The sequence below is a fragment of the Pseudomonas chaetocerotis genome (assembly GCF_015712105.2).
GTDB lineage: Bacteria > Pseudomonadota > Gammaproteobacteria > Pseudomonadales > Pseudomonadaceae > Aquipseudomonas > Aquipseudomonas chaetocerotis.
The window spans coordinates 228,060-240,571 of sequence record NZ_JACFYX020000001.1; the positions used below are offsets into that span (position 1 = coordinate 228,060).

Genomic DNA, 12,512 nt, shown 5'->3' on the forward strand with positions numbered 1-12,512 from the left:
CCAGCAAAAATAGACGGCGGATCTTACTGGATAGTGCGTACTTTGACAAGTCAAAGGCAGCCGCATACGGACGCTATCGGGGGCTCGGGTCAGCGCGTCCACAATACGGCAAGATTCTTCGGCAGGCGGCGCATCACTTCCACCGCAGAAAGAGGTGCCGAATTATCCTGATTGCGAAAAAAAATTCAACCTGCTTGTATGACTCTTTTGCCGAAGGAGTCAATCATGGAATACCGCAAGCTAGGCCGAACCGATCTCGATGTCAGCGCACTGTGCCTGGGCACCATGACCTGGGGCGAGCAGAACAGCGAGAGCGAAGGCCATGCGCAGATCGAGCGGGCCAAGGCCAGCGGCATCAATTTCATCGATACCGCAGAGATGTACCCGGTGCCACCGCGCGCCGAAACCTACAGCAAGACCGAGCAGATCATCGGCAGCTACTTCAGGCAGCGTGGCGACCGCGCCGACTGGATTCTGGCCAGCAAGATCGCCGGCCCCGGCAACGGCATCTCGCACATCCGTGACGGCCAACTGAAGTTCAACCGCCAACACATCGTCAACGCACTGGACGCCAGCCTCAAGCGCCTGCAGACCGACTGGATCGATCTGTACCAACTGCACTGGCCGGAGCGGCCGACCAACTTCTTCGGCCAACTGGACTACAAGCACAAGGACGTTGAGTTCACACCTCTGGAAGAAACCCTGGAAGTGCTCGATGAGCAGGTCAAGGCCGGCAAGATCCGCCATATTGGCCTGTCCAACGAAACCCCGTGGGGCACCATGAAGTTCCTGCAACTGGCCGAAAGCCGTGGCTGGCCGCGCGCCGTGTCGATCCAGAACCCTTACAACCTGCTCAACCGCAGCTTCGAGGTGGGTCTGGCGGAAGTGGCGATTCGCGAGCAGTGCGGCCTGCTGGCCTACTCACCACTGGCTTTCGGCATGCTCAGCGGCAAATACGAAGGCGGCGCTCGCCCGGCCGGCGCACGCATCAGCCTGTTCAGCCGCTTTGCCCGCTACACCAACCCGCAGTCGGAAGCAGCCTGCTCACGCTACGTGGCCCTGGCTCGCGAGCACAGCCTGGATCCGGCGCAGATGGCCCTGGCCTTCGTCACTGCGCAGCCCTTCGTGACTAGCAACATCATTGGCGCCACCAGCCTGGAGCAACTGGACAGCAACCTGGCCAGCGCCGAGCTGAAGCTCTCCGAAGAAGTGCTCGCCGGCATCGAGGCGATCCACAAGTCGCAACCCAACCCCGCGCCCTGACGCACCACGTAGGGTGTGCCGTGCGCACCGACAAGCACCTCAGCGTTGTAGGTGCGCACAGCGTCCCCTACGGATTTACACCAGTGAACGAGCGATGATTTCCTTCATGATCTCGTTGGTGCCAGCGTAGATGCGCTGTACCCGCGCGTCGGCCCAGGCGCGCGCCACCGGGTATTCCCACATGTAACCGTAGCCACCGTGCAGCTGCACGCACTCGTCGAGCACCTTGCACTGCAGATCGGTGGTCCAGTACTTGAGCATCGCCGCCGTCGGCACATCGAGCTTGCCCACCAGGTGCAGCTCCAGGCAGCGGTCGATGAACACCCGACCGACCTGAATCTCCGTCGCCATTTCGGCGAGCTTGAAGCGAGTGTTCTGGAAGTCCGCCACGGCCTTGCCGAAAGCCTTGCGCTCACGGGTGTAATCCAGCGTCCACTGCAGCGCCGCTTCCGCCGAAGCCAGGGCGCCGATGCCGACGGTCAGGCGCTCCTGCGGCAGCTCCTGCATGAGGTAGGCGAAGCCCATACCCGGCTGGCCCAGCAGATTTTCCTTGGGTACGCGCACGTCCTGGAAGAACAGTTCGGAGGTGTCCTGAGCCTTCATACCCACTTTCTCCAGGCGCTTGCCCTTGGAGAAGCCGGGCGTATTGGCTTCGACCAGAAACAAACTGGTGCCCTTGGCGCCGGCCTTGGGGTCGGTCTTGGCCACGACAATCACCAGATCGGCTAGCCAGCCATTGGTGATGAAGGTCTTCGAGCCGTTGATCACGTACTCGTCGCCATCGAGTACGGCAGTGGTCTTCACGCCCTGCAGGTCGGAACCCGCACCCGGTTCGGTCATGGCGATGGCCGTGATCATCTCGCCGCTGAACAGCTTGGGCAGGTAGTGCTGCTTCTGCGCCTCGCTGCCGTAATGCAGGATGTAGGGCGCGACAATGTCCGAATGCAGCGAGAAACCGATGCCGGTCAGTCCCAGGCGCCCGATCTCCTCGATCACCACGGTGCTGTAGAGGAAGTCGGCCGCCATGCCGCCGTACTCCTCCGGGATATGCGAACACAGCATCCCCGCCTCGCCCGCCTTGTTCCATAGCGCGCGGTCGACATGTCCGTCTTTCTCCCATTGGTGGTGATAAGGCACGGCTTCCTGCTCGAGAAACTTGCGCACGCTGTCGCGAAACAGTTCATGGTCGGAGCTGAATAGAGTTCTGGGGATCATGGCGCTACCTGTGTCTGAGGCGGGAGAAAAAGCATGGCCTCGACTTTAGCCAAGCAAACGCTTGGTCGCACTGGACACAAGCGCCAAAAAATAAGACGATCCAGCCGCTGCATGACCACTTAGCCTTGAACAAGAATAAATACTTATGGTTATTCCAGAGCCGCGTACGGCGTTACGCCGCGTCAGCATTCTCGCCACCGACGGCGTCTTCGCCTCCACCCTGATGCAAGCCAAGGACTTCTTCCACATGGCTGGCATTCGCTATGCCAAGCAGCAGGGCCTGGGCTTCGAACCGCCGTTCGACATCCATCTGGTCAGCCCGGATGGGTTGCCTGTGAACAGCTTCAGCAAGGTCAAGGTGCCGGTAGACGGCGGCCTGGACAGCTGCGACGTGATCATCCTTCCCGCCTTCTGGGACGATTTCGACGCACTCAGTCGTCGTTATCCACAGGTGCTGGACTGGCTCAAACGTCAGCATGCCAGCGGCACGGCGATCTGCGGCGAGGCCAGCGGGGTGTTCTGGATGGCCGAAGCCGGTCTGCTCGACGGCAAGGAAGCGACCACCTACTGGCGCTTCTTCCGCGAATTTTCCGAGCGTTTTCCCAAGGTACTGCTCAATCAGGACAAGCACCTGTCCGATGCCGACAATCTGTATTGCGCAGGCGGCGTCACCTCGGCCTGCGACCTCTATATCTATCTGATCGAGCGTTATTGCGGCGCCGGCGTGGCTCAGGGCGTGGCGCGCGACATTCTCTACGAGGTACAGCGCAGTTATACGCCAGGACGCATCGGCTTCGGCGGCCAGAAGCTGCACCAGGACGTCACCGTGCTGCAGATCCAGCATTGGCTGGAGGAGCACTATGCCGACAAGTTCCGCTTCGAGGACGTGGCCCGCGAGCACGGCATGAGCATCCGCAACTTCATGCGTCGTTTCCAGGGTGCCACCGGCGACAAGCCTCTGCACTACCTGCAACGCCTGCGCATCGAAACTGCCAAGAGTCTGCTTTCTTCCACCCGCAAGAGCATCAAGACCGTCAGCTACGAGATCGGCTACGACGATGCCAGCTTCTTCGCGCGCCTGTTTCGCCAGCACACGGGGCTGTCCCCCAACCACTATCGCCGCCAGTTTCAGCAGCAGCCCCAGTGAAATCGCGCAGGCGCCATTCGGCACGCCTGCGGCGATTCGGTAACGCCCTGCACTAGACAACCTGTCTACCGCTCCGCCACACCCACCAGAAGATTGGGTATCAGCCCAACCCGCTGCCAGTAGAGTGCTTACGTGGTCGGCCCGCTTGCGCGTGGCAGACACACAAGAACGTGCGCTGGATGCGCCCCTACAACAACAATAACGATGGAGAACGCCATGGGAGCCTCTCGTGCGCTGCGCCTGTGTGCGATTGCATCGCTGGTGCTACTGACAGCCTGCACCCCGATCAAACGCTTCGGTGCCGACCAATCGCTGCGCTTCATGGAAAACAACCTGGTCGGCCCCATGCTCGAAAGCCATGACGCCGACATGGCCTGTTATTCCGGCGCGTCCGTCGCCCCACTCATCCAGTCCACCAGCGGCATGGGTGCCGACAACCAACAGTTGCTGACCCTGCTCTACCTCACCGCCGCTACCTGTGCCGAGCAGACCGCCTTCGAGCAGGAGCTGCGCTACCTGCGCGCCTCACGCAGCAAGCAGGTCGAAGAGGCACAGGACGCACGTATCACCCAGAAGCGCTATGCCGAACTGGCGGCACGACGCCAATACCAGTCGTACCAGAACTTCGCCAGCTACTACGAGAAGCGCTTCGATATCCGCATCGGCGATAGCTGCCCGGCCTTCGACAAGGATCTCGACGAGCTGATCTACCTGCTAGGCCTGATCCAGGGACTGCAAGCCATCCAGAACGACATCAACTCGCAGAACGCCGTCGGCGTGCCCAAGGACATCGCGGCCAAGACCGAGCGCGCCATGGCGTGCCTGGACAATGAGAAGTGGTGGGGTGCCCCGATGGCGGCGCGCGCCCTGGTCTGGAACATGCTGCCAGGCAGCGGTGAGGGACAGAACCCCTGGCAGGTGCTCGAGCAGTCGCGACAGATCGGTGAGCGTCACGGCGTGCGCCTGGCCCACGCCCTCTATGCGATCTCCGCCACCGCGAAGAACGACGAGCAGCACTTGCGCAGCGCGCTGCGGGCCTTCGGCGCGACCGAAGCGGCGAACAGCAGCTTCAAGCTCAACGAACCCTATGCCCAGGTCGATGCCATCAGCAGCAGCACCGTCATGAACAATGCCGATCGCTACTGGACGACCAATGCCGGTACACGTACTCCAATCGGCGGCCTGCTGCGTTTCTGGGACGAGCAACAGCCGGTCGATACCGGCATCGAGATCGACGACCTGCTCTAGTCAGATCGTCACAAGCCTTCCCGCCTCAGCAGCACGATCCGGAGTATCCGCCATGAAGTGTTCCAACCTAGCCGCCCCCGCTCTGCTCTGTCTGGCACTGGGCGCCTCCCCCCAGGCCTTCGCTCAGAGGATCTGCGTGTTCGACATCCTCGGTGCCCAGGGCGACATCTACAGCCTGATGAAGGACTACCAACTGGCTGCCAACCATTTCGGCGCCAGCCTCGAACTCAAACCCTACACCGACGAGAAAATCGCTGCAGAAGACTTCAAGGCCGGGCAATGCGATGGCGTGATGATCATGGGCTTGCGCGCCCGTCAGTTCAACGGATTCACCGGCAGCCTGGAAGCACTGGGTGCCCTGCCCAGCTACCAGGCACTGGAAACTGTGATCACCACCTTGAGCTCAGCCAAGGCCAGCAAATTCATGCTCAACGGCCCCTACGAAGTGGCGGGTATCGTGCCCATGGGCGCGGCCTACCTGTTCGTCAACGACCGCACCATCGACAACATCAGCAAACTGTCGGGCAAGAAGTTCGCGATCATGGACTACGACAATGCACAGGCGAAGATGGTGCAGCGGATCGGCGCTCAGCCAGTCGCCTCCGATGTCACCAACTTCGCCGGCAAGTTCAATAACGGCTCGGTGGATGTGGTCGGTGCTCCGGCGGCGGCCTACAAACCGCTGGAACTGCAGAAGGGTATGGGTGAACGCGGCGGCGTGGCGCGCTTCCCGGTGCTGCAACTGACCTACCAGCTGGTCATCCGTCCTGACCGTTTCCCCGAAGGCTTCGGGCAGCAATCACGCGAGTTCGCCCTCAGCCAGTACAGCCGCGCCATGGACATCATCACGCAATCGGAAAGCGAGATCGACAGTCACTACTGGATCGACATTCCGCCCGAGGACATGGAGAAGTACAGCGTGATGCTGCGTGAGGCGCGTATTTCGCTGACCGAGGAAGGCATCTATGACAAACGCATGATGGCGGTGATGAAGCGCGTGCGCTGCCAGATCGACTCAGCCGATGCCGAGTGCGCCCAGAACCTCGAATAACAACAACGAAACGGGGGCACGCCCCCGGACTCCGCCTCGACCGTAGAGCCTGCCATGCCCATTGCCTCGACCATGATCAGCCATGACCAGCCTGCGCCAACCCAGACGTTCAAACGTCCTCTGTTTGGCCGATGGCTTTCCACCCTGCCGGTCTTCCTTCTGCTGACCCTCACCCTGGTCATAGGCACCGGGGAGATGCTCCATGGCCAACTTCTGCGCATGGGCGAGCGTCTGTTCGGTGACCCGGCTGCCGGTGTGCAATACTTCATGCTGCGCGCCGATCCGGTGACCCCGACCTGCGATCCCACCCCCGACCTCGAAGCTCTGCTGGCCAGGCAGCCCGCCCGGGCCAGCAGCGATATCGACGACCTGTTCGACGCTACCGAGGTCGACCCGCAAGCGCAACGCAGCGCCCTGCAACGTGCCGCCCAACTCTGCGCGCAGCAGCATACGCTGCACGCGGCCGTCGTCGCGCACACGACGCCTGAACTGAAACTGTTCCGCAGCCTGGAAACCTCGTTCTTCGGCATCTTTCGCTTCGGCACTGACAACCGCGCCCTGCTCCTGCTGCTGCTCATCGCCATCGCCGGCATCACCACCACCCTGCGCAACCACCACATCTCGCTGCGTCCCGCCAAGAGCCGGCTCGATCACCGTGTCTCGGCTGCCGGCATGGTCATTGCCAATGCCTTGCTGGTATTTTCCTGCAGCCACTACCTGCATACCTTGGTCCACGCCGACCTGCCGCTGAACAGGCCGTATCTCAATGGGCTGTGGATCGCGCTGTTCAGCTGCCTGTGCCTGATCAGCGTCTACAACTTGCTCAAACCACCGGCGGAAGCCGAACCTGGCGGCAATCTGGGACTGGCGCTGCTCTGCACGCCGCTGTACGCCATCATGGCGATCAGTTCCTTCACCTCGTTTTCGCTGCAAGGCCACCATGGCGGTATCGCCATCTACCTGGGTCAGCTCGTCGAGCTGTCAGGTATTTTCCTCAACCTGGCCCTGTTCATCTGGGCCGGCATGCTGCTCAAGCAAACCAACGTGGTCGACCGCTTCCTGGATCTGGTTCGCCCCTGGCGTCTGTCGCCGGAGCTTCTGACCTGGATTCTGCTGATCGGTGCCGCCGTGCCGACTGCCTACACCGGCGCCTCGGGCATCTTCGTCATCGCCGCCGGGGCCATCATCTACCGCGAAGTGCTGCTCTCCGGAGGCCGCCGGCAATTCGCCCTGGCCGTCTCGGCGATGTCCGGCTCGCTCGGCGTAGTACTGCGCCCCTGCCTGCTGATCGTGGTGGTCGCAGCATTGAACAAGCAGGTGACCACAGCCGAACTGTACAACTGGGGGATCGCCGTTTTCGTCCTGACCTCGTCGCTGTTCTTCATCGCCTCGCAGGTGCTGCGCCAGCAACGAATCAACATTGCCCATCCACGCGACGCCATGCCCGCCATGGCCCGCGCCCTGGTGCCGGTGGCACCCTACATCCTCATCGCCATCGTGGTGGTCTGGGTCTACAGCTACCTGCTCGATACCCGGCTGAACGAGTTCACCGCGCCGGTGATGTTGCCGGTCATCCTGCTGGTGGTGCTGATTTTCGACAAGCTGCGCGGCGAGTCACTGGTGGAAACACCGAGCGCTCGCGTCATAGAGAACGATCAGGGCAACAGCCAGCGCAACTTCACCCAGGCAGTGGGCGCCGCCACTTACGACACTGTCGGACATATCGGCGCGCTGACCTTGCTGATGGCCTTGTCGGTATCCACTGGCGGGGTGATCGAACGCTCCGGCCTCATGGAGCTGATCCCGCAGGACTTCCAGAGCATCTGGCTGGCACTGACCGCGTTGATGGTGGTGCTGTTCCTGATCGGCATGGTGATGGACGCCTTTGGCGTGGTGATCCTGGTGTCGGCCACCATTGCGCCGATCGCCTATGCCAACGGCATTCACCCGGTGCATTTCTGGATGATCGCCCTGACGGCCATGGAACTGGCCTACCTGTCACCGCCCGTGGCGCTGAACCACCTGCTGGCCAGACAGGTGGTGGGCGAGGCAGAAATCGCCGCCGCCAACGAGGAGGTGCGCGACAAGGGTTTCTACTACCGCTACGAGCGCTGGATTCTGCCGATGACGGTAATGGTCGTGGCGCTGCTGATCGTCACCTATGGCGGTGAACTGATCGTCGAGCACGGTGCGCAGACGCTGGAGCTGTGGCGCAGCTGGCTGCCACAGTGACCGGGCAACGCCCGCCCGATGCAGGGCGGGCGCCAGTTTTCAGGGCCGGTGTGGGCGCGAAAGGAACTCGTGCGACTGCATTTCCAGCAGACGGCTCAGCGTGCGCTGGAACTCGAAGCTCAGGCGGCCGCCGGTATAGAGATCCTTGAGCTCCACCTCGGCGGAGATGATCAGCTTGACGTTGCGGTCGTAGAACTCGTCCACCAGGTTGATGAAACGGCGCGCCATGTCGTCCTTGGCCACGCTCATCTGCTCGACATTGGCCAGGATCACCGCATGGAAGATCTTGCCCAGCTCGATATAGTCGTTCTGGCTGCGCGGGCCGTCGCACAGCTCGCGAAATTCGAACCAGGCCACGTCCTCGCACACCCGCACGGCGTGAATCGCGCGGTTCTCGATCATCAGCGCCTCGTTCTCCACCATATGGGTGCAGTCCGGCAGCAGGCTCTGGAAGCTCTTGCGCAGGCTCTCTTCCGCAGCCGGGCCGAGCGGGAAATGGAACAGCTCGGCCTGCTCCAGCGCACGCAGGCGATAGTCGACACCGCTGTCGACGTTGACGATATCGGTGTGCTCCTTGAGCAAGGCGATGGCCGGCAGGAAGCGCGCGCGCTGCAGGCCGTCCTTGTACAGGCCATCCGGCACGATATTGGAAGTGGCCACCAGGGAAACGCCGTTCTTGAACAGCTCTTCCATCAGCGTGGCGAGAATCATGGCATCGGTGATATCGCTGACGAAGAACTCATCGAAGCAGATCACCCGCGCCTCGTCGGCGAAACGCTTGCCGATGATGGTCAGCGGGTTCTTCTCGCCCTTGAGGGTCTTCATTTCCTCGTGCACACGCTTCATGAAGCGGTGGAAGTGAGTGCGCATCTTCTGCTCGAACGGCAGCGCATCGAAGAAGGTATCGACCAGGTAGGTCTTGCCGCGCCCTACACCACCCCAGAAATACAGGCCCTTGACCGGCCCCTGCGGCTTCTTGCCGAACAGCTTGCCCATCAGTCCGGACTTGCCCTGGTCGCGCGCGATCAGGTCGTCGTACAGACGCTGAAGATGGCGGACGGCATTTTCCTGGGCCGCATCATGGAAGAAGTCTGGCCGCTTGAGATCGGCCTGATAACGCTCTAAGGGGGTCATGATTCGTTAGCCGGGCAAGTAAAAACGGGGGCGTCACTTTAGCGACGCCCCCGTTGATTGGCAATCGGTGCAAGCTGGGCACACTCCCTCTCCCATTTATGGTAGAGGTTCGGGGAGAGGGCAGGCCGACGACGCGGTGCACCGGACAACCCTCTCCCCCAGCCCCCGCTCCGCGCCCTAGCCCTTCGCAGAGCTCAGGGCGCTCCAGCGGGCGAAGCCATGCTTCGCTCTTTCCGCTTACGCCCCGCAAGCGGGAGAGGGGAGCAAAAGCCTCTTCATTCCTGCGGTGCCAGCGCCTCACGCAGACGGACGATGGCATCTTCCAGCGCCTGACCGTCAGCGAACTCGGGACTGCTCGCCACGCGCTCACCGTCGATCCAGACCGAGAACACCTGACCTTCGGCACGCACATCCAGCGGATCGCCAGATTGCAGACGCTTGTTGATCATGCCGGCCGATTTGCCATCGGCGAAGGATTTCGACAGCAGCAATTGCTCGCCATCGGCATCGAGCAGACGGAAGCGGAAGCTGCCGTCGTCGTCACGGAAGCTGACGAAGCGTGCGCTCTTGGCGGCTTTCTTCTTCTCGCCAGTAGCAACCTGCACCTGTTCACGGAACGAGCGCAAGCCCACGGCCTCGCGCAACTCGCCGAGGAACGGCGTGGCAATCTTGCGCGCCTTGACTGCACCAGCGAGGAGAATGTCTTCCAGGTCGGTCGGCCGAGCGATCAGCGCGTTGTAACGCTCGCGCGCCTCGCCCAAGGTGTCTTCGAGCAGCTGGTACAGACGGTTTTTCGCCTCGCCCCAGGCCAGGCCGCCTTCCAGCTCGGCACGGAACTCGGCCTGCTGCGTGTGGCTGGCGAAGGCCTGGTACAGGGTGAACAGGTGCGAACCCTCGGCATCCTTGGGCTCACCCGGCAGCCTGGAGTCGGTGACGATGCGCGCCACGGCGTCCTTGAGCTGCTTGGCGCTGCCGAACAGCGGGATGGTGTTGTCGTAGCTCTTGCTCATCTTGCGCCCATCGAGGCCCGGCAGCGTGGCCACTTCTTCCTCGATCACCACCTCAGGCAGGACGAACAGATCCTTGCCCTTGCCGAACAGATGGTTGAAGCGCTGACCGATATCGCGCGCCATCTCCACGTGCTGGATCTGGTCACGACCGACCGGCACCTTCTGCGCGTTGAACATCAGGATGTCCGCTGCCATCAGCACCGGATAGCTGAACAGCCCCATGGTCACGCCGGCATCCGGGTCTTCGCCCTGTTCGACGTTTTTGTCCACCGAAGCCTTGTAGGCATGGGCACGGTTGAGCAGGCCCTTGCCGGCGACGCAGGTGAGCAGCCAGCACAGCTCGGGAATCTCGGGGATGTCGGACTGGCGGTAGAAGGTCGCCTTGTCGGTATCCAGGCCCAGCGCCAGCCAGGTGGCTGCGATTTCCAGGCGCGAACGCTGGATGCGCGCCGGATCATCGCACTTGATCAGCGCGTGGTAGTCGGCGAGGAAGTAGAAGGAATCCATCTGCGGATCGCGGCTGGCAACGATGGCCGGACGGATGGCGCCGGCGTAGTTGCCCAGGTGCGGCGTGCCGGTGGTGGTGATACCAGTAAGGATACGGGTGGTCATGATCAGATTCGCTTTGCTTGAACTATTTCGCTGATCGCGCGAGCCGAGGCCGCGGGACGCCTTGAATACCAGATTGATCGCAGGGTGCGCATGGCGCACCCTGCGCCACGTTCACAGACGCGGCAGAAGGAGTTCCTTCAGATCCGTCAGCTTGCCGTGAAAAAAGTGACCGCATTCTGCCACTTTCAGCATCTCATGGGCACGCCCGAGATGGGTCGACCAGTCGTACACGGTCTGCGGCTCGACCACTTCGTCGCTATCGGGCTGGATCACCACCAGCGGACACTGGCTGGCAGGTGGCGTCTCGGCGGTCAGCCGATGCACCGCCGGCGCCACCATGAACAGCTTTCTCGGCACCTGCCCCTGCGCCTCCAGGCGCGCACCCAGCGCAGCAGCGACGAAGCCACCGAAGGAAAAGCCCAGCAGCGTGACGGGCAGGTTCGGATATTCCTCCTGCAGCCAGGCGGCGACGGTTTCGGCATCGTCCACCTCGCCGGTGCCCATGTCGTGGCTGCCGGCACTGGCGCCAACGCCGCGATAATTGAAACGCAATGTGTGATATCCACAGTCACGTGCGGTGCGTTGCAAGGTGCTCACCACCTTGTTGAGCATGGTGCCGCCCTGCACCGGGTTGGGATGGCAGATCAGCGCCACGCCTCGGGCGTCGGGTACTTCCAGCAGAAGGGCTTCGAGTTGACCCACCGGGCCTTGAATGAAAAGAGGGGTTTCGCGACTGAGCAACACTGAACTCCGTGACCCCGCAACGGGTCGACTCGTCTAGCAAACTGCCTGTGCGGCAAATGAACCTGTTCAGCGTCTCGAGAGCTCGCGCAATGCAAGGCAAGAACAGGAGAGGAAGCGCAGTGTACTGTTGTACATGAGCATTCCGAACCTGTTTTTAACCCAGCAGTGTCGACGCGCAGTAGACTCTGAGCAGGATCTGGTCGTATACAGCACAGGCTCGAGCCGCTAACGTAAAGCAAAGCCGTTTTGAGAGGAAGGACTCGTGGAACAGACCGTTACAGCCTGGTTGATACCCGCCCTGACCCTGGTGGTCGGCATCGCCGTGGGCTTTGTGCTCGCCCGCCTGGCCCCCAATGCTGCACCGGGCCGTACGCAGCGGCAGATGGATGAAATGCAGGCACGCTTCGAGGCCTACCAGAACGAAGTGGTGACCCACTTCAACACCACCGCCAGCCTGGTGAAGAAACTCACCCAGAGCTACCAGGACGTGCAGGAGCACCTGTCCGACGGCGCCAACCGCCTGGCCCTGGACGAGCTGACCCGCCAGCGTCTGCTGGCCACCCTGAACAGCACCGAAGCAGGCGAAAAGCGCGAGCGCCTGACCCCGCCGAAAAACCATGAAATGCCCAAGGACTACGCGCCGAAAAGCGACGGCCCAGGCATGCTGGACGAGAGCTACGGGCTGAAGAAGTAACCCGCCGGCCAGAAATACCGAGCCCCGCGATTGCGGGGCTTTTTTATGCTTCGGAGAACGTGCGGGTGGACACACCGGACTGGCAATTACGTGTGAGCTTTCGATGACTTGGCACTCTCCATTCACACGCCGCCTGGCCTGATGGGTTTACCCCTTACGGGC

The 12,512-nt window shown here is 61.9% G+C and carries 10 protein-coding genes; 6 read left to right on the plus strand and 4 right to left on the minus strand.

The features are described from left to right. Positions 1-225 precede the first annotated feature (225 nt). On the plus strand, positions 226-1,263 hold the full coding sequence (locus tag H3221_RS01130; protein ID WP_196473720.1) for an NADP(H)-dependent aldo-keto reductase: 1,038 nt from the start codon (positions 226-228) through the stop codon (positions 1,261-1,263). A gap of 75 nt (positions 1,264-1,338) precedes the next feature. Here H3221_RS01130 and H3221_RS01135 read toward each other — a convergent pair whose 3' ends face one another. Then, on the minus strand, positions 1,339-2,478 hold the full coding sequence (locus H3221_RS01135; protein WP_196473721.1) for an acyl-CoA dehydrogenase family protein: 1,140 nt from the start codon (positions 2,476-2,478) through the stop codon (positions 1,339-1,341). Between the two features lie 247 nt (positions 2,479-2,725). On the opposite strand from H3221_RS01135, the gene H3221_RS01140 reads away from it, so the two are divergent. The 4 genes from H3221_RS01140 to H3221_RS01155 all read left to right on the plus strand — a co-directional run bounded on the left by H3221_RS01140 (position 2,726) and on the right by H3221_RS01155 (position 8,156). Next, positions 2,726-3,625, plus strand: a complete 900-nt coding sequence (locus H3221_RS01140) for a GlxA family transcriptional regulator (RefSeq protein WP_178094761.1) — start codon at positions 2,726-2,728, stop codon at positions 3,623-3,625. Positions 3,626-3,841: 216 nt separating this feature from the next. Then, the gene (locus H3221_RS01145; RefSeq protein ID WP_196473722.1) at positions 3,842-4,873 is read left to right on the plus strand and encodes a hypothetical protein; all 1,032 of its coding nucleotides are present in this window, start codon (positions 3,842-3,844) and stop codon (positions 4,871-4,873) included. A gap of 52 nt (positions 4,874-4,925) precedes the next feature. Beyond that, on the plus strand, positions 4,926-5,924 hold the full coding sequence (locus H3221_RS01150) for a putative solute-binding protein (RefSeq protein ID WP_196473723.1): 999 nt from the start codon (positions 4,926-4,928) through the stop codon (positions 5,922-5,924). Positions 5,925-5,978: 54 nt separating this feature from the next. Next, a complete protein-coding gene (locus tag H3221_RS01155) occupies positions 5,979-8,156 on the plus strand; it encodes a TRAP transporter large permease subunit (protein WP_196473724.1) in 2,178 nt (725 codons plus the stop codon). 39 nt (positions 8,157-8,195) lie between these two features. Here the strand turns inward: H3221_RS01155 and zapE are convergent, their stop codons facing one another. The 3 genes from zapE to H3221_RS01170 all read right to left on the minus strand — a co-directional run bounded on the left by zapE (position 8,196) and on the right by H3221_RS01170 (position 11,653). Next, positions 8,196-9,290 carry a cell division protein ZapE gene (gene zapE, locus H3221_RS01160; RefSeq protein ID WP_160019488.1) on the minus strand — a complete coding sequence of 365 codons (1,095 nt, stop codon included), beginning with the start codon at positions 9,288-9,290 and terminating at the stop codon, positions 8,196-8,198. Positions 9,291-9,565: 275 nt separating this feature from the next. Further along, positions 9,566-10,912, minus strand: coding sequence for a tryptophan--tRNA ligase (locus H3221_RS01165; RefSeq protein ID WP_196473725.1), 1,347 nt, complete (start codon positions 10,910-10,912; stop codon positions 9,566-9,568). Positions 10,913-11,023: 111 nt separating this feature from the next. Next, entirely contained in the window at positions 11,024-11,653 is a 630-nt protein-coding gene (locus H3221_RS01170; RefSeq protein ID WP_196473726.1) for an alpha/beta hydrolase, read from the minus strand. 265 nt (positions 11,654-11,918) lie between these two features. Between H3221_RS01170 and H3221_RS01175 the strand changes: the two genes are divergently transcribed. Continuing rightward, a complete protein-coding gene (locus H3221_RS01175; protein ID WP_160019485.1) occupies positions 11,919-12,350 on the plus strand; it encodes a YhcB family protein in 432 nt (143 codons plus the stop codon). Positions 12,351-12,512: the final 162 nt, after the last annotated feature.

Bases quoted from the DNA above. Each gene is read 5' to 3' on its own strand.
- H3221_RS01130 (WP_196473720.1), top strand. From the start codon at position 226: ATGGAATACCGCAAGCTAGGCCGAACCGATCTCGATGTCAGCGCACTG.
- H3221_RS01135 (WP_196473721.1), bottom strand. From the start codon at position 2,478: ATGATCCCCAGAACTCTATTCAGCTCCGACCATGAACTGTTTCGCGAC.
- H3221_RS01140 (WP_178094761.1), top strand. From the start codon at position 2,726: ATGGCTGGCATTCGCTATGCCAAGCAGCAGGGCCTGGGCTTCGAACCG.
- H3221_RS01145 (WP_196473722.1), top strand. From the start codon at position 3,842: ATGGGAGCCTCTCGTGCGCTGCGCCTGTGTGCGATTGCATCGCTGGTG.
- H3221_RS01150 (WP_196473723.1), top strand. From the start codon at position 4,926: ATGAAGTGTTCCAACCTAGCCGCCCCCGCTCTGCTCTGTCTGGCACTG.
- H3221_RS01155 (WP_196473724.1), top strand. From the start codon at position 5,979: ATGCCCATTGCCTCGACCATGATCAGCCATGACCAGCCTGCGCCAACC.
- zapE (WP_160019488.1), bottom strand. From the start codon at position 9,290: ATGACCCCCTTAGAGCGTTATCAGGCCGATCTCAAGCGGCCAGACTTC.
- H3221_RS01165 (WP_196473725.1), bottom strand. From the start codon at position 10,912: ATGACCACCCGTATCCTTACTGGTATCACCACCACCGGCACGCCGCAC.